This is a genomic window from Oryzibacter oryziterrae (assembly GCF_021864535.1).
GTDB lineage: Bacteria > Pseudomonadota > Alphaproteobacteria > Rhizobiales > Pleomorphomonadaceae > Pleomorphomonas > Pleomorphomonas oryziterrae.
The window spans coordinates 37,819-62,407 of the sequence record NZ_JAKJIC010000023.1 but is presented as its reverse complement, the minus strand read 5'-3'; the positions used below and the strand labels follow the sequence as shown (position 1 = coordinate 62,407).

Annotated in this window: 14 protein-coding genes, 1 tRNA gene and 1 CRISPR repeat array; of the genes, 5 read left to right on the top strand and 10 right to left on the bottom strand. The window is 65.1% G+C overall.

Annotated elements, in window-relative coordinates; genetic code table 11:
• Positions 1 to 61: 61 nt before the first annotated feature.
• A CRISPR array of direct repeats spans positions 62 to 1,556; the repeat unit is 32 nt; unit sequence GTTTCGATCCACGCCCCTGCGTGAGGGGCGAC.
• 312 nt (positions 1,557 to 1,868) lie between these two features.
• Genes cas2 through cas3 form a run of 7 tightly spaced genes read right to left on the bottom strand, consistent with a single transcriptional unit; the run spans position 1,869 to position 9,562 of the window.
• The gene (cas2, locus tag L2I41_RS18880) at positions 1,869 to 2,159 is read right to left on the bottom strand and encodes a CRISPR-associated endonuclease Cas2 (RefSeq protein WP_237155135.1); all 291 of its coding nucleotides are present in this window, start codon (positions 2,157 to 2,159) and stop codon (positions 1,869 to 1,871) included.
• Between the two features lie 9 nt (positions 2,160 to 2,168).
• On the bottom strand, positions 2,169 to 3,203 hold the full coding sequence (gene cas1c, locus L2I41_RS18875; RefSeq protein WP_237155134.1) for a type I-C CRISPR-associated endonuclease Cas1c: 1,035 nt from the start codon (positions 3,201 to 3,203) through the stop codon (positions 2,169 to 2,171).
• Positions 3,200 to 3,877 carry a CRISPR-associated protein Cas4 gene (gene cas4, locus L2I41_RS18870; RefSeq protein WP_237155133.1) on the bottom strand — a complete coding sequence of 226 codons (678 nt, stop codon included), beginning with the start codon at positions 3,875 to 3,877 and terminating at the stop codon, positions 3,200 to 3,202. Before cas4 ends, cas1c begins: the two co-directional genes overlap by 4 nt.
• A complete protein-coding gene (gene cas7c, locus L2I41_RS18865) occupies positions 3,877 to 4,830 on the bottom strand; it encodes a type I-C CRISPR-associated protein Cas7/Csd2 (RefSeq protein ID WP_237155132.1) in 954 nt (317 codons plus the stop codon). The genes cas4 and cas7c overlap by 1 nt, the downstream gene beginning before the upstream one ends.
• Positions 4,827 to 6,605, bottom strand: a complete 1,779-nt coding sequence (cas8c, locus tag L2I41_RS18860) for a type I-C CRISPR-associated protein Cas8c/Csd1 (protein WP_237155131.1) — start codon at positions 6,603 to 6,605, stop codon at positions 4,827 to 4,829. The genes cas7c and cas8c overlap by 4 nt, the downstream gene beginning before the upstream one ends.
• The gene (gene cas5c / locus L2I41_RS18855; protein WP_237155130.1) at positions 6,602 to 7,300 is read right to left on the bottom strand and encodes a type I-C CRISPR-associated protein Cas5c; all 699 of its coding nucleotides are present in this window, start codon (positions 7,298 to 7,300) and stop codon (positions 6,602 to 6,604) included. Before cas5c ends, cas8c begins: the two co-directional genes overlap by 4 nt.
• 18 nt (positions 7,301 to 7,318) lie before the next feature.
• Positions 7,319 to 9,562 (bottom strand): CRISPR-associated helicase Cas3', encoded by a 2,244-nt coding sequence (cas3, locus tag L2I41_RS18850; protein WP_237155129.1) that lies wholly within the window; start codon positions 9,560 to 9,562, stop codon positions 7,319 to 7,321.
• Positions 9,563 to 9,956: 394 nt separating this feature from the next.
• Between cas3 and L2I41_RS18845 the strand changes: the two genes are divergently transcribed.
• Entirely contained in the window at positions 9,957 to 10,172 is a 216-nt protein-coding gene (locus tag L2I41_RS18845) for a site-specific integrase (protein WP_237155128.1), read from the top strand.
• Between the two features lie 327 nt (positions 10,173 to 10,499).
• Here the strand turns inward: L2I41_RS18845 and L2I41_RS18840 are convergent.
• Positions 10,500 to 10,573: transfer RNA gene (locus L2I41_RS18840), tRNA-Gln, on the bottom strand.
• Between the two features lie 390 nt (positions 10,574 to 10,963).
• Between L2I41_RS18840 and L2I41_RS18835 the strand changes: the two genes are divergently transcribed.
• From L2I41_RS18835 to L2I41_RS18820, 4 genes are all read left to right on the top strand, one after another.
• Positions 10,964 to 11,347, top strand: coding sequence for a hypothetical protein (locus L2I41_RS18835; RefSeq protein WP_237155127.1), 384 nt, complete (start codon positions 10,964 to 10,966; stop codon positions 11,345 to 11,347).
• Between the two features lie 98 nt (positions 11,348 to 11,445).
• Positions 11,446 to 13,071 carry a peptide chain release factor 3 gene (locus tag L2I41_RS18830; protein ID WP_237155126.1) on the top strand — a complete coding sequence of 542 codons (1,626 nt, stop codon included), beginning with the start codon at positions 11,446 to 11,448 and terminating at the stop codon, positions 13,069 to 13,071.
• A gap of 253 nt (positions 13,072 to 13,324) precedes the next feature.
• A complete protein-coding gene (locus L2I41_RS18825) occupies positions 13,325 to 20,872 on the top strand; it encodes a type I polyketide synthase (RefSeq protein ID WP_237155125.1) in 7,548 nt (2,515 codons plus the stop codon).
• Positions 20,872 to 22,254, top strand: a complete 1,383-nt coding sequence (locus tag L2I41_RS18820; protein WP_237155124.1) for an aminotransferase class I/II-fold pyridoxal phosphate-dependent enzyme — start codon at positions 20,872 to 20,874, stop codon at positions 22,252 to 22,254. The genes L2I41_RS18825 and L2I41_RS18820 overlap by 1 nt, the downstream gene beginning before the upstream one ends.
• 92 nt (positions 22,255 to 22,346) lie before the next feature.
• Here the strand turns inward: L2I41_RS18820 and L2I41_RS18815 are convergent, their stop codons facing one another.
• Both L2I41_RS18815 and L2I41_RS18810 read right to left on the bottom strand, forming a co-directional pair.
• Positions 22,347 to 23,342 (bottom strand): NAD-dependent epimerase/dehydratase family protein, encoded by a 996-nt coding sequence (locus L2I41_RS18815; RefSeq protein ID WP_237155123.1) that lies wholly within the window; start codon positions 23,340 to 23,342, stop codon positions 22,347 to 22,349.
• A complete protein-coding gene (locus L2I41_RS18810) occupies positions 23,339 to 24,586 on the bottom strand; it encodes a GNAT family N-acetyltransferase (RefSeq protein WP_237155122.1) in 1,248 nt (415 codons plus the stop codon). The genes L2I41_RS18815 and L2I41_RS18810 overlap by 4 nt, the downstream gene beginning before the upstream one ends.
• Positions 24,587 to 24,589 lie beyond the last annotated feature (3 nt).

The following is a 24,589-nucleotide window of genomic DNA, read 5'->3' as shown; positions in this document are numbered from 1 at the left end:
ATCCACGCCCCTGCGTGAGGGGCGACTTGCCGTGCCGCTCCAGCTTGGCTTCGTCGCAGGAGTTTCGATCCACGCCCCTGCGTGAGGGGCGACGGGCCGGATCGCTGGCGCTTCCGATCGCGCACATTTGTTTCGATCCACGCCCCTGCGTGAGGGGCGACGCTCAAGGTCAACGCCAAGCCCTATGCGATCCTGCTGTTTCGATCCACGCCCCTGCGTGAGGGGCGACATTACGATCATCGGCAACTCAATCACAGGCATGTGGTTTCGATCCACGCCCCTGCGTGAGGGGCGACCGGCCGCCTCGCCTACCTCGGCACGGGCGCCGAAGTTTCGATCCACGCCCCTGCGTGAGGGGCGACAGTTCGACGACAAGGGCAATCTGCGGCGGAGGGGGGTTTCGATCCACGCCCCTGCGTGAGGGGCGACGGCAGGAGCGCGCCGACTGGCAGAGCAAGATTGACGTTTCGATCCACGCCCCTGCGTGAGGGGCGACGGGACCAATGCGGCGTCACCGCCAGGGGGCCAAGTTTCGATCCACGCCCCTGCGTGAGGGGCGACTACGATGCGCCCGCCGCATTGCCGTCGAGCACGAGTTTCGATCCACGCCCCTGCGTGAGGGGCGACCTTGGCGGTCAGGTCGGACAAATTCACACGGTCGGGGTTTCGATCCACGCCCCTGCGTGAGGGGCGACGCGTGGAGGTCTCGATTTATCGCCGCTGATCAGTTGTTTCGATCCACGCCCCTGCGTGAGGGGCGACTCGCAAGCGCCCGGACATGCGCCGGCGCCGGTGGGTTTCGATCCACGCCCCTGCGTGAGGGGCGACCCAGACGTCGGCGTCAGCGGACTTCGTCAGCATGTTTCGATCCACGCCCCTGCGTGAGGGGCGACAAAGTCCTATCAGGCGGCGATGCAGGCCGCGTTGTTTCGATCCACGCCCCTGCGTGAGGGGCGACCCGAGCGCCGAAACCGCATCGGGGTCGCCCGTCGAGTTTCGATCCACGCCCCTGCGTGAGGGGCGACCAGCAAGACCGCATCGGATGGTCCGGAGCGGCTTGTTTCGATCCACGCCCCTGCGTGAGGGGCGACTGCGGGTGAGCCGCCCATCAATCTTGTTGAGCAGGTTTCGATCCACGCCCCTGCGTGAGGGGCGACGCTCTATCAAGCGCTGGCCTAGGGTCTGATCCATGGTTTCGATCCACGCCCCTGCGTGAGGGGCGACGTCCACCCGGGAGACCATCCCATCAGCCATTCGACGTTTCGATCCACGCCCCTGCGTGAGGGGCGACGGCGCGATCACCGTCAGCAATCGCAGCCAGGCACAGTTTCGATCCACGCCCCTGCGTGAGGGGCGACTCTGCATCAGCGAGCACAGCCGTAGCGTTATCCGTGTTTCGATCCACGCCCCTGCGTGAGGGGCGACCACGCGGTCGTATCGGGCTGGGTCATCGGCGGAGTTTCGATCCACGCCCCTGCGTGAGGGGCGACCGAGGGTGAGGCGCGTGTGGACGACCTGATACACGTTTCGATCCACGCCCCTGCGTGAGGGGCGACAGTCTTTCACTATCGTCTTGATGCGAGGAAGAAAACCCCGTTCCGGGCGCGAAAGCGCTGTCGATGCGCCAACCGCGCCATGCCGCTCGGCAGCGCTTCGGGAAAAACGTTCACGATGTCAATGAACTAGAACCTGCGCGAACCTGCCGGGAAACGACGACACGCTTGGGGTTCGCACCGGATGTTGCGGTGGATTGCTGAGGGCGAAAATGAGACCCTTTGACAGCCTTCGGAGGCCCTTGGCAGGCGCAGCCGCGCCTGTCCCAAACCGAGGCACGCCGGCTCAAGTGATGCACCGCTCTCAGCGCGATCCTAAACGATCAGCGTGCCGCCAAGGTCGGTGGCAGGCTTGGCGCCCACGTGTTCCACCTTGCGCTGGCCATTGGCACCCAGGTGATAGAAGCGCAAACTGTCGTGCTTGGGGTCAATGATGCTTTCCAACTCCGCTTTCAGTCGCACCCATTGCGCCGGATCGACCTCGATCTCGAAGACGGAAAACTGTACGCGCTGGCCGTAGTCGCGGCAAGCCTTGGCAACGCGACGTAAACGCCCCTTGCCGCCGTCCTCGATGGTGTTGACATCGTAGGTCACCAATACGAGCAACCAAGCCTCCTATTTCCAGAACCAGGGCGGATAGGCATCGATGTCTCCGCGCAGATGGCGGGCGAGCATTTGCGCCTGCAGATAGGGCACGAGGCCGAGGGGAGCCTTTTCGTCGAGGAAAGGATGCTGGCGTTCGTCCTTCTTGCGGTCCTGCCAGGCCGCCAGCACCGTCTTGCGCGCCTCGTCGGTCAACCGGACGGCTCCGCTGTCCTCGGTCACGAAGTCGCCGGCACGCAGTTGGCGGCGATTGACGAGCGACAGCGCCAGCCGATCGGCCAGCACGGGGCGCAGTTCCTCCATCAGGTCGAGGGCCAGCGACGGACGGCCCGGGCGGTCGCGGTGCAGAAAGCCGACCGCCGGATCGAGACCCACGGCCTCCGCTGCGGCGCGGCAATCGTGGGTGAGCAAGGCATAGAGAAACGACAGGAGCGCGTTGATGGCGTCGAGCGGCGGGCGCCGCGAGCGACCGCTCCAGCGAAGCTCGGCGTCGGGGCTGCGGATCAACAGGTCGAAAACCGAGAAGTAGATCTGCGCCGCCTCCCCTTCCGAGCCCCGCAAGGTGTCGAGCGTATCGTCAAGTCGCTCGATGCGCGCGAGAATGCGTCCGAGGCGATCCACAGCGCCTTCCAGCGCAGCCTTCTCGGCAATGGAATAGTCCTCGCCGTAATCGCGAAACGCCCGCTGAAGCACGGCACGCTGGTTGGCAACCTTGCCGACGAGGAAGGAGCGGACGATCTCTTCCGGGGTGTCGGAAGCGCGATATTGCGCCCGACGCAAGAGCACGTTGCCGCTCACTGGGCCTTCGATGCGCGCCTGGAAGCGGCCGGCCCGGTCGAGCAGCACGATGGTGATGCCGCCGCCGGCGCAGGCGCCGATCAGGGCCGGCGAGACGAAGATCGGCCCGAAGACAACCAGCGACGCCAGCATGTGCAGCGGTACGCGGGCGCGCTCGGCCCCCTCCACCTCGGCCACCAGGTTTTCGCCGTCCTTGCGCAGGGAGGCGCCTTCGGTCGTCACATAGACCGTGTTGAGCAGCTTCTTCATGGGAGCGCCTCGGCAATCAGCCGATCGACCATGCGGCGACGCCAGCCGCGCACGTCGCGTCCGGCAAGATCCGGCTTGCAAAGATCGATGAGCGAACACGCGCGACAGCGGCTGCGGTGGACAGTTGGCGGCGGCGTGCTTCGGGTGCGGAAGACTTCCGCCAGTTCGGAGACGACCTGAAGCGTCAGCCGGCGCAGCTCGTCGTCGAAGGGCACCTCGACGCGGCGCTTGGTCTCGGCGTAGAAGAGCGCGCCGGCGGAGACCGGCCGGCCGGTCATCTCCTCGAGGCAGAGCGCTTGTGCGCAAAGCTGCACCTCGTCGGCGCGGTGGAGCTTGGGCTTGCCACGCTTGTATTCCACCGGAAAGGCGGTCTCGCCATCGGCCTCCTGGCGGAACTCGACGAGATCGGCAACGCCGGCAAGCCCGAGCCGCGGCGCACCGAGCGCAAGACCGGTCACCCGGCGCACGCCGCGCGCACGGCGGCTACCGGGCTTGTCGGCGACCACATGCAGCACGTGCCCCTCCGCCGTGAAACGGTTCTCCTCCCAAAGACGCTCCAGATGGATCAGCGCCGCCTGCCGCAGACAATAGACCGCGTGTTGCAGAGCGGAGAGCGGGATGGGCTCACTCCCCGGCTCCTGGGAAGCGATGGAAGTGGCACCCTGCCCGTCCATCACAGACGCTCGATGATCTCGACGCCGTCGGGAAGACTGGCGCGGTCGATCTCGACGAGATAGTCGGAGAACTTGCGCGCGGGGGCGGCGTTGCCGATGCCGGGGTCATCCACGGCACGGAACGCGCCGTCGATATTGCGCCCGACCTGGACGAGATCGAAGAGCTTGTGTGCCGGCGCCTTGCCGAGCGCGGTGTCGTGCTTGAAGACGATGAGCTTGCGGCTGGCCATCTCGCCGCGGGCGGCAGAATGATCGTGCTCGAACATGCTCTCCAGTGCGGTCAGCAGCAGGTCGAGATCGGCTTCACTGAAACCGGTGCGCTCCGCCAGTTTGGCCGAGATGAAGCCATGGGCGCGGTAGAGACCGTAGGGCACGATGTGCTTGCGGCCCATGGTGCGGTTGTCGGTACGGTCCGAACTGTCGTCGCCCTCGGCCTTCTGCTTCTTCTCGGCCTCATTGGTAGCCGCCATGCGGGTGATGGAGATTTCCTGCGGCACGATGGGTTCGATCGACTGGGCGAAAGCCATCTGCACCGGGCCGCGCACCTGGCCGCAGTTGATGCCGGTCGACATCACCGCTCCGAAGGTCCGCACGTCGAAGAAGTTGCGGCACATGAAGTCGGTGAGCTTTCTCGCCTCTGCATCGTCCTTGGGATTGAGCTTGGCGTCTTTCTCCACCTTGGTATCGCCGGGGCGCAACGCCTTGTAGGCTTCGCGGTGCTTTTCGTTGAGGATGGAACCCTCCTGCACATAGATGTGCCTGCCCTCTTCCCCGGCATGGGCCATTTCGACGAAGTTGCGGATCTTGCGCTTCAGGCTGACATCCGAGACGAGGCCGTAATTGGTCTCCGGATCGATGCGCGGCATGTTGCCGGCGTCCGGGTCGCCGTTGGGATTGCCCCGCGTCACCTCGAACAGGAGCACGAAGTCATAGCGATTGGCGAGAGCGGTCATTGGGCGGTCTCCTCGGAATGGGTGTCCTTGGTGGACTTGAAGAATTCACTGCGCTGATGGTGATAGCCGAGGCCGAACAGGGCCTGATCCTCGGCGGAAAAGGCGGTCGGAAAGGGATCCTCTCCAGGGTCCATTCGACCGAGGATGTCGCCGACAAGCTTCTCGTGGTTCACCTTCAGCCCCGGCTTCTGTTTGCCGAGTTTGGACAGGTGGTTGGCCGAGTTCTTTTCCAGAAGTCCGAACACCTTGCGTGGCTGGGCAGATGCCGAGCCGTAGAACTTGTCCTTGATGGTGGCGTTGACCTTGCCGCCGAGGGCGTCGGACTGGATGCGCTCATAGACGGCGAAAAGCCGTCCGAGCTGATAGCCTTTGCTGGGATAATCTGGCTTGAGGGCCACGGGCGTATCCTCCCTGTTCAGATTTCGAATGAGCAGCGCCTTCAGAATCCCCACACGCAGCCCGTTCACGTCCTTGTCGGCACGAAGGCGCATCAGCACTGTGGCGAGCAGGGTTTGTGGGTAGCGGCTACCGGTGAGGATGGCGCGCATCCACTCTCCGGCCAGATTGGGCGGCACATTCTCGCGTTTGCCGAGCACCGCCGTCTCGGCAAGATATTTCCACAGTGCCGGTCGGCCGCCGCGTGGTGGCGGCTCAATCCGCATGTCGGCCAGATAACGCTGGTAGTTCTCTGTGATCGCCCCGAAGTCATCCTCGAAATAGAAGCGTATGGAGAGCCGGGCCGCGTTGGGGGCCAGGCCGAGCACGAAGAAGCGCACCCCCTCTGCAAGCTCGGGCTCCACGTGTTTCAGGGGCACGCCCTCCCGGATCTGTTCGAGCTTGCCGCGGATCGCAGTTGTGTGGATACCATCGGAGGCGCCCGGTGCCGGCTCCGCCCCGCCCTCCTCGTCATCGTCCCAAAAGCCTGCGAACAGGCCTTCGGCGGCAGCAACTTTCTCCGCCTCGCTCGCATCCGCCCAGAACACCGTGGAGGCATCGCCGATCTGGATGCTGTGGCCGCTGTCGCGGCGCAGGAAGGTGTTCAGCGCGGTGGTGTAGGCCGCCGCCGCCATCTCCGACACGGGCGCATTGTCGCCCTGCTCGTGGCCGTAGGAGGTGAAGGCGTCGAGATTGAACGAGACGATGGAGGCGCCGGAGGATTGCGCGCCCCAGACGCCCTTGATCGCCGGATGCAATCGGGCCACCGGTCCCCGTTCGCCCGACACCAGACAGATGGCTTCCGTCTTGTCGCCGGCCGCCGAAAGCCGGGCCCAGAGCGCCTTGGCTGCGGGGCGGTCGTGCAGGCGGACGTTGCTTTTCCGCTCCGCTTCAAGACAGAAGACCACATTCTGGTCCTTCATCTCCTCCGGCCACTCCAACTCGGCAAATCGCTCCGGCGTCCATGCTGAAAGGAACTGAATGAGGACCTTGAGGCCGGAGTCGTCGACGGCGGCCAGATCTTCCATATGTCGCTTCACGAACGCGGCATGCTCATCGGCAGTACGCTTGCCCTCGCCTGCCGTAATCCCAAGGACATAGGACGTCTTGTCCCACAGGAAGTTGGGCGCGATACCCACCGTGCGCTTGATGGCCGCCGGCACGAACATCTGCACCGGCGTCCGTTTCTTATCCTCGGCGCGGAGGTCTGTCGGCTTGCCCGCCGGTGTCCCGTCCTCGTTGAGCGAGATCACAAAGCCGATTTTTTCCGACGAAAACCCGAACGGCGGTGCGTCGGGCAGCCGATCGTAGGCGCGCACGAGGGACGCGAGAATGCTCATCGCAGCACCTCCTTTGCCTCGGGATGCGGCACCGTCATCACCCCGTCCTTCAGCGCGGCGCGGAAGAACAGCGACGGGCGGCCGGGTGCGGCGTGATCGATGTCGAACAGCATGAAGCCGAGATCGCGCGGCTGGCCGAAGCCCAGACCGGGTGTCCGATCGCTCGGGGTCGCCATGGGCAGGGGCGCTTCGGGGGCGAGAAGCTCAAACCGCGCGTCGAACTCCCGTGTCCCCAGGCAAGGTTGGTGGAAGCACTGGCCGCGTTCGGCTCGCCGGTTGAATGTGTCGAGGTGCTTGCCCTCGTTATCCTCCGGCCCCGCCTTCGCGGTCATCTCGAAATGGGCGACGATGACATAGGCAACGTCCACCAGCACGGTGGCGGCGCGCTGCTGGCGGTCCTCATCGACCAGTATCTGAAGATCGCCGAGGTCGCCCCGGTTCATGGCCTGCTTGATCTTGCCGGCCGGCGCCTTATGGCCCACCTCGTTGCGGCGGATCGACTGGAAGCGGATCGGCTTCAACACATGGATCTCGTCGACGATCCAGCGGATCGCCGGCTTCCAGTGGATCGCCTCCAGAATGCCGCGTGCGGCCGACGGCGTCATCACGTCATAGGAGACGCGCTCCACCTTCATCTCGGGCCGGGTGAAACAGGCCCGCGCACCTGAAACCTGCAATCGGATGCCATAGGGCATGAAACGCCTCCATCCCAATCAAATAAAAGTCTGGTCCGCCGAGAGGCTCGGCCCGTCTTCCCAGATGAGCCCGGTTTCCGAGTGGTAAAGATCCCCGTTGACCAACACGGCAAACTGATCGCCGCGCTCCTTCTCGGCCTTCAGCACCACATGGCCGGCTGCCATCAGTTCGGCGCGCGCCTTGGGCGGCACCTGCACCACATAGGTCTGCAGCCGGCGGGCAAGAACACCCGAGGGAATGTCGGAATTGAACAGATCCTCCACAGCCTTCCGCGCCGTGTCGTCGCCTTGCACGATCACCGGCAGGAGGCCGCTTTCGATCATGCGAAAGGCTTCGCCCACCGTGCGATAGGCAAAGTCGCTCCGCCCCGTCGCCAGATCGAACTGCAGCTTGGGCAGAATTTTCTGGGCATCCAGCCCCTGCGTTCCTAGCCGCCAGAACACCTCGCTGAAATACTCCTCGATGGCCGCCGGCTGAAACAGATCGCTGTGCTTGCCGCGGATGCGCTCGAAATCGCCGATCAGTCCGGCGATTTCCCGCGGGGTCGTGTAGCCCTCCGGCTTGAACACGGTGACGAAACTGGTCTCAGCATCGCGCCGCCCCTCGCGGTTGCAGCGCCCCGCCGCCTGGGAGATCTGGTCCAGCCCGGCCTCGGCCCGGAATACGCGCGGAAAATCGACGTCGACCCCGGCCTCGACCAAGGATGTGGCCACAAGCCGGCAGGGTCGTCCGTCCTTCAGGCGCGCCCGAACGTCGTCCAGAATGCGCTTGCGGTCCGCCGCATATTGCCGCGTCGTCAGATGGATGACACCTTGAAGGTCCGCCTCGCGCGCGGCCTTGTAGAGATCCAGCGCATGGGCGCGGCTGTTGACGATCACGAGCGCCTGCTCCAGGGGCCGCAAGCTGTCGACCAGCGCTCCGTTGTCCATCGTGCCGGCGAAGTCGAGGCGGGTGCGCTTGAGCTCCGTCGCCAATCCGGCCGGGTCGGGCGCTAGTTCGCGGATCGGCCCTGGCAAGCCAGGGAAATTCTCGCGGGCCGCCACTGCCGGCTGTGTGGCAGTGCACAAAACCACCGTGCAGCAATAGTTGGCCGCCAGTTCCTCGATCGCCCGCAGAATCGGAATGAGCAGGCTGCGCGGCAGGGTCTGTGCTTCGTCGAGTATGATGACCGAGTTCGCGATATTGTGCAGCTTGCGGCAGCGCGACGGCCGTGCCGAGAACAGGCTCTCGAAGAGCTGCACCGTCGTCGTCACCACGATGGGCGCCGCCCAGTCCTCCATGGCCAGCTTCAGCTTGTCGCGGCTCGACCTGTTCCGGATTTTCTCATCGTCGATGGCCGAATGGTGTTCCAGCGCCACCTCTTCCCCGAAGAGATCCTTGAAGATGCCCGCCGTCTGGTCGATCACCGAGGTAAAGGGAATGGCGTAGATGATGCGCGTCTTGCCATGGGCGCGCGCGTGGTCGAGCGCGAAGGCGAGCGAGGTCAGTGTCTTGCCGCCACCGGTCGGTACCGTCAGGGTGAAGAGCCCGGACGCCTCGCCGGCTTGTCTGCGGACATGATCCAGCACGCGCTGACGCAGCCGGTTGACCGGGCCGTCGCCGCCCTCGGCCGCCTTGGCCGCAAGATCGCGATCGAGCACCGCGGTAAGCGCCGGGAGCAAATCGGTGAGCGACTTCCAGGCGCGATCGGCCACCTTGCCCTCGATCTTGTTGTAATAGGCTTCGGTGTCCTTGTAGTCCGCGTCGACGAGGCAGGAGAAGATCATGCGGCCGAGAAAGGCGAGCCGGAAGCCGAGATGCGCCTTGGCGCCCTTCATGGGGCCGGACTGGCCAATGTCGGCAAACTCGGGTCGCAGATCCTCCAGCCATTGGGGATCCAGCTTCGCAAGATCGCAGTTGACGACGCGTTCATCAAGCGAAGATGGATCGCCGGACCTGTCCGGCAATCCCGCATGATGCCCGGCGATGGCGTGCGCGATCAGCTCGGCAATCACCCTGTCGCGCGGCGCCAAGACCTTGAGCAGCACCAGCGTAGCGCCGGCAATCGAGTGCTCCACCTGCTCCTTCGAACCTTCCAAGCGCTTCTGAAACGCAGGATCGTATTTGCCGATATCGTGCAGCAGACCGGCCAGCCAACCGGCTGGCGACAGCCCCATCACCGAACCAAATCGCATCGCCAGCGACGCCACAGCAAGGCTATGGTCCTGCAGACTCTGCCAGTCCGATTTGTCGGGGTTCGATGAAGAATGAGCGTGGAGCATGTTTGCCTCCACAAGACATTCAATACGAGCGATAGGTCTCTGTCATTAACTTTAACGTGTTTTCCACATCTCAGGTTGCAAGTTTTAGATCCTTCTTTCCTGTGAAAATTGGATCCCAACGCGCCTGTTTTCAACAACTGTACCTGAGCAGCCGGGGGGGGCAGGTCAGGTGCTGCGCTCTTTCACCAGAGCGTCAGACGTCATGCTTTTCAAGAATGTCGCCAAGCCGATTACACGTGGTCCGTCTTCGCTCGAATCCTATCATGGGCCGAGGGGCGTGGACTGGTGACGGTCAACCCGTGTTCGAAGGCTGGACGCCTCTACAGGGCGGATCCAACGACCGTGTTTGGACGGACAACGATGAGGCCGCCTTCCTGAAGTCAGCGCGCCCCATTTGCACCTTCCGCTCATGCTGGCGCTTTGGACCGGACAGCGACAGGGCGACCTGCTCAAGCTCTCGCGGCTTGCCTACGACGGCGAGAAAATCCGCCTCAGGCAGAGCAAGACAGGTGTGCGCGTGGTCATCCCCGTTGCTGCAGCGCTCAAGGCGATGCTGGACCCGATCCGCGTACGCGCGCCCTCGCCTATCCTTGTGAACTCGTATGGCTAGCCATGGACCGAGGCCGGCTTCCGCGCCTCTTGGGCCAAGGCTTGCGACAAGGCGGGTATTGTCGGACTGACGTTTCACGATCTCAGAGGAACGGCAGTGACACAGCTCGCCAAAGCAGAATGCACCGAAGCGGAGATTGCAACACTAACCGGTCATTCGCTTCGCGATGTGCGCTCGATCCTCGATGCGCACTACCTCAGCCGTGATCCCGCTCTTGCTGAATCGGCCATCCGGAAGCTCGAAGCGAGAACAAAGTTTCCCGACCGATCCGCCCGACCGGCCCGAAATGTTCCACCACGAAAACGGAAAAAGCGTAGAGAAATGAAGTGGCTGGGGGACCTGGATTCGAACCAAGACGAACGGAGTCAGAGTCCGCTATTCTACCGTTAAATTATCCCCCAGCAGGATCCCGTCGGTATCGGGTGCTGCCGGTGAAGCGTTGCTTCGTCGGCTGCGGGTGTCTGGTACCCGATCGGGATTGGCCTGTCAACGCCCTTGCGTCATCGATCCCATTTTTTTGACCGTCCGGACATTTTCCACAGCGGGGTCCACGGGAGGTGACCGGCCAAGGCCTTGCGATCATTGTCGAGCCTCGCCATTTCTGACAGGTCGGTTAACGTATGCTTCACCGGTGCACGGCAGAAATCGCAAGCCGCCGCTGCAACTTACCAACCAGCGTGCCAATATGGCCGTCGATCGATCGCGCCAATAACCGGTTCCGAGCCTGCTCGACCGGCCCAAAACATCATTCGGCGATCCTGCACCGCAAAGCCAAAAAGCCAGAGCACGAAATGTCCGCGAAAGCCGCGGCGGAGGCCCTTCCGCCGCTCAGTCTGACTTGGTCCGCCACTGTGGATGGGCAGGTGATCCTGCGCCTCGTCCGGCTGCTGCTTGCCTCGGTTCAGGCGGCCGGACCGGACGGATTGCTGGTGACGCGCGATTCGGCGCTCATATCCCTGGCCGAACGGCTGGTGGGCGAAGCTGGCGATCCGTCGGGCTTCACCCGGTCCACCGCCATGGTGCTGCGCGACCTCGTCTGGCGAGTCGACATGGCCAAGGATGTCCTGGCCACGCGCCTCACACCGGAGGTCGTGCGCGAACTCAATGAACTGCTCGATACGCGCGACGTGCACGACTTCATCGGCGCGGACAGGCCGGCTGCGGCAGAATCCTGAAGAATTGCCCTCTTCCCGTCCGGCTGGAGGTTGACAAACGGCGGCGTTGTTGGTGGTTTGGCGCACTTTTTCGGGCGGCCCATCGAGACAGCAGCAAAATGAACGACGTGACCCTTCAGCCTTCAACTCCGGAAGCCCGGCTTGCCCATGAAATCGAGCGGCGGCGTACCTTCGCCATCATCTCCCACCCGGACGCCGGCAAGACCACGCTGACGGAAAAGCTGCTGCTGTTCGGCGGAGCCATCCAGCTTGCCGGTCAGGTACGTGCCCGCGGCGAAAACCGCCGCACCCGATCGGACTGGATGAAGATCGAACGCGATCGCGGCATTTCCGTCGTCACCTCGGTGATGACCTTCGAATATGGCGGCAATGTCTTCAACCTCCTGGACACGCCAGGCCACGAGGACTTCTCCGAAGACACCTATCGCACGCTGACCGCCGTCGACAGCGCCATCATGGTGATCGACGCGGCCAAGGGCATCGAGGACCGCACGCGCAAACTCTTCGAAGTCTGCCGCATGCGCGACATTCCCATCGTCACCTTCATCAACAAGCTGGACCGCGAATCGCGTGATCCCTTCGAGGTGCTCGACGAGATCGAGAAGACGCTGGCGCTCGACACCGCACCGATGACCTGGCCGGTCGGCTCCGGCAAGGACTTCATCGGCACCTATGATCTCAAGACGCGCATGACGCGGCTGATGAACGAGAAGTCGGACGACCATTCCGACGAGATCGACGACAGCGCGCTCGATGCCATGCTGGAGACCCGCTATCTCACCGACCTGCGCGAAGGCATCGAGCTGGCGGTCGATGGCACCAATCCCTTCGACCTTGCGTCCTTCCGCGAAGGCCATCTCACGCCGGTCTACTGGGGCTCGGCGCTACGCAACTTTGGCATCAAGGATCTGCTGGACGGCCTGGCAAAGTATGCCCCGCCGCCGCGCGACCAAGCTGCCAACGGCCGCGTGGTCAAGGCCGACGAATCGAAGATGAGCGCCTTCGTGTTCAAGATCCAGGCGAACATGGATCCCAACCACCGCGACCGCATCGCCTTCATCCGCCTGTGCTCGGGCAAGCTCACGCGCGGCATGAAGGTGCGCCATGTGCGCACCGCCAAGACCATGGGCCTGCATGCGCCGCAGTTCTTCTTTGCGCAGGAACGGCAGATCGCCGACGAAGCCTGGGCGGGCGACGTGGTGGGCATTCCCAACCACGGCACGCTGCGCATCGGCGACACGCTCACAGAGGGTGAGGATATCACCTTCGTCGGCGTACCGAGCTTCGCGCCGGAAATCCTGCGCCGCGTTCGCCTTGAAGATGCCATGAAGGCGAAGAAACTGAAGCAGGCCCTGCAGGAGCTGGCGGAAGAAGGCGTCGTTCAGGTGTTCCGCCCGGTCGATGGTTCGCCGGCGCTGGTGGGGTTTGTCGGCGCGCTGCAGCTCGACGTGCTGCAGAACCGGCTGGAACAGGAATACGGGCTCGACGTCGGCTTCGAGGCGAGCCAATACAACATGGCGCGCTGGCTCGGCGGCGAGAAGACCGATGTTGCCGAGTTCATCAACGGCAACCGAAGCTCACTCGCAGAAGATGTGGATGGCGATCCGGTCCTGCTTGCAACTTCGGGCTACGCCTTCAACTACATTCGCGACAAATGGACGAAGGTCCGCTTCACCGACGTCAAGGAAGTGCAGGCAAGTGCGGCGAATTCGGACCGTAAATAAGTTGATGCCGAACTTGCGGTTTTAATGCACCGACAACCGGTGACGGTACAGGCAGAGTTGCAGCGACATATTGCCCGATTGGGAAATCCGTGCGAGATGTCATGGCGATGCCCAGTTGGCATCATTGTGTATTGCTGATCAAAAGTGCCAGGATTTGCAGTGTTCGGTCGGTTCGTCTTTCGGGGGGCAGCGAACTAGAGATGTAGGCTCATCTCCGCCGAACAATCGATGAAGAGATAGAGGTTCGGATTTAATGTCGAGTGCGAAAGAAGCCATTGCGATTGTCGGATATTCCTGCCGATTGCCTCAGGCTGAAAACCCGGAGACGTTCTGGTCTGTTCTCGACGCGAGTCGTTGTGTGGTGTCCGAGGTTCAGGATAACCGCTGGGCCAAGAACCGGCTTGGCCATCCGGACCGCAAGATGGTTGGCAAGAGCTATACGTGGCGCGCCGGCCAGATCGACGATCCCTGGGGGTTCGACCCCATGTTCTTCGGCATTTCGCCGCGCGAAGCGCTGCAGATCGATCCGCAGCAGCGCATTCTGTTGCAGGTGGTCTGGGAAGCCTTTGAGCACGCCGGCATTCCTGCCTCGTCTCTCGCGGGTTCCGAAACCGGCGTCTACGTGGGTGCCGCCAGCGTCGACTATTCCAACCGCTTCATCACCGACCCCGCTTCGACCGACATCCAGTTGATGACCGGCAACACGCTGTCGATCGTCTCCAACCGCATTTCCTATGTCTTCGACCTGAAGGGCCCGAGCTTCACCGTCGACACCGCCTGTTCGTCGTCCATCGTCGCCCTGCATGAAGCGCTGGAGGCCATGCGCTCCGGCCGCATCGACACGGCCGTGGTCGGTGGCGTCAACATGCTGCTGTCGCCCTTTGCCTTTGTCGGTTTCTCGCGCGCTTCGATGCTGTCGCCGACCGGCCTCTGCCGTGCCTTTGACGCCGATGGTGACGGTTATGTGCGATCGGAAGGTGCCGTCGCCTTCGTGCTGAAGCGCCTCGATGCCGCCATTGCCGCCGGAGACCCCATCCGCGGCGTGATCGTCGGCTCCGGCATCAATTCCGACGGTCGCACCGTCGGCCTGTCGCTGCCCTCCAGTGAGCAGCAGGCTGCCCTGCTCCGTCATGTCTACGATCGCTTCGAGATCGATCCGCGCGCCCTCGCCTATGTGGAAGCGCATGGCACCGGCACGCGCGTCGGCGATCCGGCGGAAGCGCAGGCGCTGGGTACCATCCTTGGCCGCCAGCGTGCCGAGCGTCTGCCGATCGGCTCGGTCAAGACCAACATCGGCCATCTCGAGGCGGCCTCCGGCCTCGCCGGCATGCTCAAGGCGCAGCTGACGCTCGAAAAGCGCCGCATTCCCGCCTCGCTGCATTTCAACACGCCCAACCCGGACATCGACTTCGACGGCCTCAACATCGAAGTGGTCACCGAAGCCCGTGCGCTGCACGACATCGGTCGTCCGTTGCACGTGGGCATCAACTCCTTCGGCTTCGGCGGCGCCAATGCGCATGCGGTGATCCGCGAGCCGGCTCCGCACGAAGTGCCGCGCCCCAAGGCGCCGCAGAAGGTCGTGCCGCTCATCGTTTCGGCCCAGAGCCCGGAAGCGCTGCAGGTTGTGGCGCAGGACTTCAAGGGCAAGCTTGCCGCGGCCGATGTCGCCGAAGCTGCACGGCTGACCAACGCCGCCGCCCATCGCCGCGATCGCCTCGACCATCGCCTTGTGGCCCTCGGTTCGACGCCGGAAGAGCTGTCCGCTTCGCTGGAAGCCTTCCTGTCGAAGGCCAAGGCCGACAGTTTCGTCGCCGGTCGTGCCGCCGGGCGCAATGCCCAGGTGGCCTTCGTCTATTCGGGCAACGGCTCGCAGTGGGCCGGCATGGGCCAGGTCGCCTACAAGAGCGACGCCACCTTCCGCAGCAGCTTCGACAATGTCTCGCGGCTGTTCATGCGCATTTCCGGCTGGTCGCTGGCGACGCAGCTGTTCTCGCAGGATCTGCCGTCCGAGATCGACCGCACCGAGATCGCCCAGCCGCTCCTGTTCGCCATCCAGGTGGCGATCACCGACAGCCTGAAGGCGCGCGGTCTGTCGCCGGACATGGTCGCCGGTCACTCCGTTGGCGAAGTTGCAGCCGCCTGGGCCAGTGGCGCCCTGTCGCTGGAAGCGGCCGTCTTCCTCATCCACGTGCGTTCGACGCAGCAGGAGGTCACGCGCGACCTTGGCGGCATGGCCGCGCTGCAGGTGTCGGCGGCCGAGGTTGCCAAGGTCATCGACGAGCCGGACTTCAAGGGACTGGTGCTTGCGGCCGACAACAGCCCGCGCTCGGTCACCATGTCGGGCACCAACGAGGCGGTTGCCGACTTCGCGCGCGCCATGAAGAAGCGCCGCTGGGCGGCGCGCAAGCTCAATCTCGCCTACCCCTTCCATAGCGACCTGATCGAGCCGATCCACAAGAACCTGATCGACGCGCTGGCCACCTTGCGCCCGCGGACCACCGATCTTCCGTTCTACTCCACGGTCACGGGCCTTCGGGCCACCGGTGTGGATCTCAACGCCGAATACTGGTGGCTGAACGTTCGCAACCCTGTGCTGTTCCGTCAGGCTGTCGAAGCCATGGCCGACGCCGGTGCGCGCGTGTTCATCGAGATCGGCCCGAATGCCGTTCTCAAGAACTATGTGGTCGACAGCATCGCAGGCGTGAACCGCACCGGAGCCTGCCTCACCTCGCTCGAACAGAGCGACAGCGAGGGATCCGACCTGTTCGGCATGATCACCGCCCGCGCCATCGCCCATGGCGCGCATGTGGACGACGAGCGCTTCTTCGGCCAGCGGCTCAGCCTGCCCGACGGGCTGCCGCTCTACCCCTGGCAGAACCAGCCCTTCCGCATTGAGGAATCGCCCGAGTCGACCGACGTCTACGGTCTCGGCCCTGATCATCAGCTGCTCGGCTACCAGCGTTTGCACGGCACCGGCCCGTGGTTCTCCCATGTGGACGCGGTGATCGTGCCCTGGCTGGCCGATCACAAGGTCGAGCTGTCCACCGTGTTCCCGGCCGCCGGCTTCGTCGAGCTGCTGCTGAGCGCGGCGCGCAAGCGCCATACGCGTGGCCCGCTCGAACTGCGCGACCTCGACATCCTGCGCCCGCTGGTGCTCGAAGACGGCGAGATGGCCGAGATCCGTACGGAGCTCGACGCTGCCAGCGACATCATTGATGTGTCGAGCCGCACGCGCCTTGCCGCGGCGGCGTTCAATCTGCACGTCCGCGCCCGCGTCGGTGTTCCGCCGAGCCAGGACGTTCCGGTTGTCACCCTCCCCGCCCCCACCGGCGAGCCCATGGCGGCGAGCGCTCTCTACGAGCTGACCCGCAGCTTCGGCCTGCATTATGGCCCGGCCTTCCAGCGCGCGACCTCCGTTGTGCCGACCGGCGAGCGTTCGCTCCTCGTCCAGTTGTCGGCGGACCAGGCCGATGTGGTCGGCGACGCCAGGATGGTGCTGCATCCGACGTTGCTGGACGCCAGCTTCCACGGGCTGTTCCTGCTGATCACGCGCACGATGAATGCCGAACCGGGCACCGCCTTCCTGCCGATCCGCATCGACGAGTTGCGCGTCTTCGCCGACGGCGAGACCGCGGCCTTTGCGCTGGTCGATATCACCAAGGCGTCGCCGCGATCGGTGGAGGCCAGCTTCACGCTGACCGCCGCCGATGGCCGGGTCATCGCCCGGGCCGAGGGCGTCCGCTTCAAGGCGGTGCATCTCAGCCGCGCCGCCGATCCCGACGAGCTCACCTTCACCACCCGCACCATCCGTCTCGCCGAAGCCGGCGACGTGGTGGAGTTCCCGGCCGTCTGGTCGAAGGCCGTTGCGCATCTCACCGATCTGGGCGTTGGTGCCAGCGAGGCGCCCGATGCCGACGAAGCCAGCCTGCTGATCGACGCCGGCGCCCGCGCGGTGATCTTCGAGACCTTGCGCCGCATCGCCGACCCCGATGGTCGCCTGACCTTCGAAGCGGCCGTCAATGGCAAGCGTGTCGATCTGTCGGCCCTGCCGCTGTTCTATCGCGCAGTCGAAGCGCTTGAGGAAGACGGCGCCCTGACGCGTGACGACGAGGGGATCACCCTCGCCGAGGACGCGCCCTACCCGGCCGCCGATACCGTGATCGCCACGTTGGTGGCGACCCAGCCCGATCGCATCGCCGAAGCCATGTCGCTGGTGCGCCTCACCTCCGCGCTCGGCAAGCGCTTTGCCGAGGGGCTGCTGTCCGACAGCGACCATGTGCTGCCGGCCGCGCTTCAGGCCCATCTCGAAGGTGCCGCACCCTCTGCCGCGCCGCTGCATGACGCCGTTTCGCGCCTGGCCACCGATCTTGCGGAGCAATGGAGCTGCGACCGGCCGCTGCGCATGCTGATCGTTGGGGCCGAGGCCGTTGCCATCGCCCGCAAGGCGATCAAGCTGCCCACCGTCACCTCCGTCGTCATCGCCGACAGCGATCACAGCCGTCTTGATCTTGCCCGCATGGCGATCGCCGATCAGAACGGCCTCACCGTGTCGAGTTTCGACGAACTGGCGACGTCCGGCGACCGCAGCTTCGATGTGGCGCTGACCGTCGCGCTCGGCTCGCAGCCACGGGCCTCCGAGACGCTCGGGCGCCTCCGCCAGTTGCTGGCCGACGGTGGCCTGATGGTCGGTGTCGAGCCCGACGCCACGCTGCTCGCCGATCTGGTCTACGGCCAGTCCGTGTCCTGGTGGACCGGCAGCATCGCGCCTGAATACCCGGTCGGAACCCGCAAGGGTACCGAGGGGCATGTTGCCGCCCTCACCGCGGCCGGCTTTGAGGCTGTCGAGGCCACCTCGCTCAACTCCGACGCCGCGCGTGCCGCCATCCTCATCGCCAAGGCGCCGCAGCGTGCCGCCGCGCTGCCGGCCACTGCCGCCGATCCGGTGCTGATCCTCATCGACGGGGACCGTGGCAACCGCCGCACCGCCGACGCGCTTGCCGCCGTGCTCGCCCGCCGCAATCGCGCCGTGCGCGTTGCCAGTGTTCACCGCAACACCGCCGGCCGCATGCTGGTGGAGGCCATCGACGCCGGAACGGACGCCGATCTGGCCGCCCTCCTCAAGAGCGGCGACATCAAGGACGTGGTCTTCCAGCCGGCCGTCACCGCCCCCGAAGGCGGGAGCCCGCTGGAAGCCCTGCATGACCGCGTCATGGCCCTGCATGCCGTGTTCAACGGCGCCATGACGCCCCCGGCTCGCCTCTGGATCGTGGCGCCCGGCGGCTCCGGCGCCGACGGCTCCCGCACCATCCGTCCGGTCGAGACCGGCGTCTGGGGCCTTGGCCGCGTGGTGATCAACGAATATCCCGGCATTGAAACCCGCATGGTCGACCTCGCCGTCGCCTTCGAGCCCTCGGAAGGCGCGGAGCGCCTGGCCGATCTCCTCGACGCGCCGCCGGCCGAGCGGGAAATCATCGTCGACGCCCGTGGTCGCGCCGCGCTGCGTCACATGGTCGGCCCGTCGCTCATCGATCGCGCCATCGAATGTGGCACCGACGGTCCCACCTATCGCACGCTCCGCATCGAGCGGCAGGGGTCGCTCGACGGTCTGCGCTGGCACACGGTCGAAAGCCCGGCGCTCACCGGCGATCAGGTGGAGATCGAAGTGGCCGCCGCCGGCCTCAATTTCCGCGACGTCATGTGGGCGCTCGGCCTGCTGCCGGAAGAAGCGCTGGAAGACGGCTTCGCCGGCGCCACGCTCGGCATGGAATGCTCGGGCGTGATCACCCGCGTCGGCCCGGATGCCAAGCGCTTCGGCCCCGGCGACCGTGTCATCGCCTTCGCGCCCGCCTGCTTTGCCACCCATGTGACAGTGGCTGAAAAGGCGCTGGCGCCGCTGCCGGCCAATGTGGACATCGAGGCCGCTGCCACCATTCCGGTGACCTTCCTCACCGCCTATTACGCTCTCGTGGAGCTGGCGCGCCTCGATGAAGGCGAGACCATCCTGATCCACGGCGGTGCCGGCGGCGTCGGTCTTGCTGCCTTGCAGATCGCCCTGTCGCGCGGTGCGCGTGTCATCGCCACGGCCGGTTCGCCGGACAAGCGGGCTCTGCTCCGCATGCTCGGCGCCCATGACGTGCTCGACTCCCGTTCGCTGGTCTTCGCCGACAAGGTGATGGAGCTGACCGGCGGCCAGGGCGTCGATGTGGTGCTCAACTCGCTGTTCGGCGAGGCCATGGAGCGCTCGATCGAGTGCCTCAAGCCCTTCGGCCGCTTCGTCGAGCTGGGCAAGCGCGACTATTACGCCAACTCGCGCATCGCGCTCAGGCCCTTCCGCCAGAACCTCTCCTATTTCGGCGTCGACGCCGACCAGCTGCTGACCCACCGTCCGAAGCTGACCGAGCGCCTGTTCCGCGATCTGGTGGACGGTTTCGAGGGCGGCGTCTTCACGCCACTGCCCTTCCGCATGTTCGAGGCCGACCAGATCACCGACGCCTTCCGCCTGATGCAGGCGTCGGGCCACACCGGCAAGATCCTGGTCCGCCCGCCGTCCGTCGAGAACCGGGCCGGCGGCAAGCCGGTCACCGTCCACGCCGATGCCACCTATCTGGTGGCCGGCGGTCTGGGCGGCTTCGGCGCCGAGACGGCGCGCTTCCTCGTCGAGCGCGGCGCGCGTCATCTGGTGCTGGCCAGCCGCTCGGGCGCTGCCACGGAAGCCTCCGCGCCGGTCATCGAGGCCATGCGCGCGGCGGGTGCCGAGGTGGTGCTGTCGGCCACCGATCTCACCGACGAGAAGGCCGTCGCCGGCCTGTTGTCGACCATCCGTTCGACCATGCCGCCGCTCAAGGGCGTGCTGCATACGGCCATGGTGATCGACGACGCGCTGTTCATGAACCTCGACGACGAGCGCATCCGCAAGGTCATGGCACCCAAGGTCACGGGTGCCGAGATCCTCGACCGCCTGACCCGCGGCTTCGATCTCGACCTGTTCGTGCTCTATTCGTCGGCCACCACGCTGATCGGCAACCCCGGCCAGGCGTCCTATGTGGCGGCCAACGCCTATCTGGAAGGCCTTGCCCGCGCCCGTCGCGCGGCCGGTCTGCCGGCTGTCGCCGTTGCCTGGGGCGCGATCGCCGACGCCGGCTATCTTGCCCGCAACATGGCGGTCAACGCCGTGCTGTCGACGCGCATGGGCAAGCAGTCGCTCACTGCCAAGGCCGCGCTCGAGGGCCTCGGCCTGGTGCTCGACAGCGGGGCCGAACAGCCGGTCGTCGCCTATGCCCGCATCGACTGGGCGACGGCGCGCCGCGAATTGACGCTGCTCAACACGCCGCTCGCCTCCGAGGTGATCGGTCGCGCCGGCGACCATGGCAGCGAAGCCATGGAAGACGGTGAGCTTCTGCAGAAGATCAAGGAGCTGGAGCACGGCCCCGCAGTCAAGGTGGTCAGCGACCTCCTGGCCGGCGAAATCGCCCGCATCCTGCGCCTGCCGGCCGACGAGATCGATCCGGCGCGTCCGCTGGTCGATATCGGCATGGACTCGCTGATGGCGGTCGAACTCCGGATGGCGGCCGAACAGAAGCTGGGCGTCGAGATCCCGATCCTGTCGCTGGCCAACGGCGGCTCGCTCGCCGACATCGCCCGCCGCATCGTCGAAAAGGCGCATGGCAACGACAGCAGCTCGGCTTCGGAAGCCGGAGAGCTCGTCGCCGCCCGCCATCTTGACGGCGAGATGGACGAGGACGTGGCTGCGTTTGTAGGCACCATTGAAGAAAACGCCGACAATCTGAAAAGACTGCTCTGATGACCGATCAAAAGCGTGGCTATGGTGGTGTTTCCGGCGCGGCAAAGGATGCCCTGATCGCCGGTCTGCGGGAAGCGAGCAAGAACCGCAAGGCGCGGCCCGACGCGCCGCCGCCAGTGGCGGCGACGCGCGCCAAGGCTGTGACGTCTTTCGACTTCTCGCAGCTTGAGGAGTACAAGCAGCTGCGCATGCAGCGCGCTGCCGCGCAGATGATGGGGATCGACAACCCCTTCTTCCGCGCCCACGACGGTCTGGCCGGCGCCACCACATCCATCGACGGCCAGAGCTATCTCAACTTCGCGTCCTACAACTATCTCGGCCTCAACGGTGATCCGCGCGTGCAGCAGGCTGCCAAGGATGCTGTCGATCGCTACGGCACCTCCGTCTCAGCCAGTCGCCTTGTGGCCGGCGAGCGCGACATCCATCGCGCCTTCGAGCAGGCGCTCGCGGAAACCTATGGCACCGAGAGCGCGGTGGTCTTCGTCAGTGGCCACGCCACCAATGTCTCCACCATCGGCACGCTGCTCGGTCCCAAGGACCTTATCCTCATCGATGCCCTGATCCACAACTCCATCGCCGAAGGCGCGCGCCTGTCCGGTGCGGCACGTCTCACGTTCCCGCACAATGACTGGCAGGCGGTCGACGATCTCCTCACCAAGGTGCGCGGCCAGTATCGCCAGGTGCTGATCGCCGTCGAGGGCCTCTATTCGATGGATGGCGATTTCCCCGATCTGCCGCGCTTCATCGAGGTGAAGTCCAAGCATGACGCCTGGCTGATGGTCGACGAGGCCCATTCCCTCGGCGTGCTCGGCGACAGGGGCACCGGCATCGGCGAGCATTTCGCCGTCGATCCCAGCCATGTGGAAATCTGGATGGGCACGCTGTCCAAGACCCTGTCGGGCTGCGGTGGCTATATCTGCGGCAGCGCCGCACTGGTCGACTATCTCAAGGTCAAGGCTGGCGGCTTCGTCTATTCCGTCGGCCTGTCGGCGCCGCTCGCCGCCGCCGGTCTCGCCTCGCTGAAGATCCTGAAGGACGAGCCCTGGCGCGTCGCCAAGCTGCGCGAGAACGGCCAGCATTTCGTCGACACCGCGCGCGCCGCCGGGCTCGATACCGGCTTCTCACGCGGCTATGCCGTGGTGCCCGTGATCGTCGGCGACAGCCCGCAAGCCGCCGTCCTCGCCGATCGCGTCTTCAAGCGCGGCCTCAACGCCCTGCCGATCATCTACCCCGCCGTCCCCGAAAAAGCCGCCCGCCTGCGCTTCTTCATCACCTCGGACCACAGCTTCGCCCAGATCGACGAAGCCATCCGCATCACCAAGGAAGAGCTCGATAAGATCCGCGAGGCGGGGTCCGTGCTGAAGCAGCTGGTGACGCGGTGAGGTGACGGCACACCCCTTCTCCCCTTGGGGGAGAAGGTGTCCGGTGGTGCGGACAAGAGGCGTCGGCAATAGCGCTCCAAAGAGCGGGGTTGTCACCCTCGCCCCAAATACCACTTCGCCGATTGCGCGATCGACTCCGTGAGCCCCACCCTGTCCGCCATCCCGCTATCGGCCAGGATTCGCTCCGGGCTATGGCCGCAGGTCTTGCCGAACATGCGGACGATCAGCCGGTGCAGCAGCGGTTCGTGCCGCGGCGCGATCACCCGGTGCACCGCCTCGAAGCCGCGCGCTGCGGTCTCGGCGAGGCCGTAGGAGAGCGGCAGCACCATCCCCCTGCCCTTGATGGCGGCCTTGAACTGTCTCAGGAACTCGGCCCAGGTCATGTCCTCGGCATTGCGCACGTTGTAGGTCCTGCCGACGGCGACCGGCGCTTCCGCCGCCCAGAGCATCCGGTCTATGAGATTGCCCACGTGCAGCAGCCCGGCATGCGCGCGGCCGCCGCCGATGGTGATCATCAGGCCCGATTGCAGTTCCTTGCCGATCCGCTCGATGAATTGCGAGCCGGGGCCGATGATGTTGCAGGGCCTGAGGATCACCGTCGGAATGCCCGACGTCTCAGCCCACTGCCGCACCGCCGCCTCGCCGAGCCGCTTGCTCTCGCCATAGCCGAAGCCGGCGTTCGATAGCTCGCGGGTCTCGTCGGCCGGCGAGTCCGGATAGCCGTAGACGTCCACGGTCGACAGATGGACCAGACGCAGCAGATGTGGGGTCTCGGCGCTGATGGCTGCCAGCAGCTTTTCGGTTCCGGTGATGTTGACGTCGGCATAATCGGCCCAGACGCCCCAGGTCGCCACATTGGCGGCGCAGTGGAACACCACGTCGACACCTGCCACCGCGCGATTGAGGCTGCCGCGATCCATGAGATCGCCCGGCACCACCTGCGTCCGAAAGGCCAGGTCTTCGTCGAGACGACGGGCATCGCGCACCAGCAGCCGCACCGACCAGCCGTCGTCCAGAAGGCGGCGGGCCAGATGCCCTCCGACAAAGCCGGTGGCTCCCGTCACCAGCGCCCAGCGTCGCACGCTCATTTTTCTGCCTCGGCCTTGGCCACCGGAGCCTGAGGCGGGGCCTTCGGCTTGGGCGGCTTCTGCGGCGCGTTGGGGTCAACCGGCTTCTTCGGCGCGCCATTTTTCTTCGGGTTGGGATCGGCAACGCGGAACACGTCGCGCGGCTTCAGCTTCGGCGGTCGGTTCATCCACGGATAGACCTTGCCGACGAAACGGTTGATGGACGGCGACGGAGCCCGGAGCGCCAGCTTGATCGGGGTGATCTCGGCGCCCATGTCCAGCTTCACCTGATAGGTGGTCAGGCCCATTTCCAGCTTCTTGACGCCGAGCTTGATGGCCGTCTCGATCACCGCCTGGCCGACATAGATGTAGAGGCTGTCGTTGACCGCTTCCTCGCGCCCGAAATACAGCCAGCGCAGCATGTCGCCGTCGACCAGCAGCAGGGCGTGGCCCACCAGCCATTCGTCGCGATAGAACAGGATCACCTTGGACTTGTCGCCGAGCTTTTCGGAGAACTCGCGATAGAACTTCGGCGACAGCACCTCGCGCTGGAACTCGTCGGCCTGGTTGTGCACCACCATCCACTGGGCGCAGAGCGTATCGGCCAATACGGCGAAGTCGTCGACGACTTCGTGGCGCACCTTGGCCTCCTCGTTGCGCTTCATGTGCTTGACGACCTTGCTACGATAGTAGCTCTTCATCGCCTTCACATAGCCCTCGCGCGTCTTCCAGCGGATCGGCATGCACATGTTGGGCAGGCTGTCGACCAGATGGAAGCGGTTGCGCGCGAAATGCGGCTCGTAGTCAACGGCATTGGGCTCGAAGTCGCGCACCACGATGATGAAGTGCTTCTCCTTCTTGCCGATCTGCATCAGCAGGTTCACCACATTGTCGACCGCCGTGCCGATCTCAACGCCCTCGGCCGTCATCAGGGCCGGGCTGGTGAGCGTGATGGGCGTGCCGCATTCCAGCATCTTGGCCTTGAGGAACTCCGGCCAGAACTTGCGGATGCCGCTCAGCAACAGGCGCAGCGGCGCCGGCGCGAAGATCGCAATGTCCGTGGTGATGGAATAGAAGGCGACGGCCATCTGCGGCTCGTCGTGCGCATCGTAGAAGATGGCGTAGCGGTGGTCGAAGTCGTTGAGCTCCGCCAGTTCCACGATGGTCCAGAAATCATAGGTCTGGGTGATCGAAAGGCGGGACGCCAGCTTGTCCCACGCCTCCTTCGGCACCTCGGCAATCGAATTGTAAACGACGGACTTCATCCA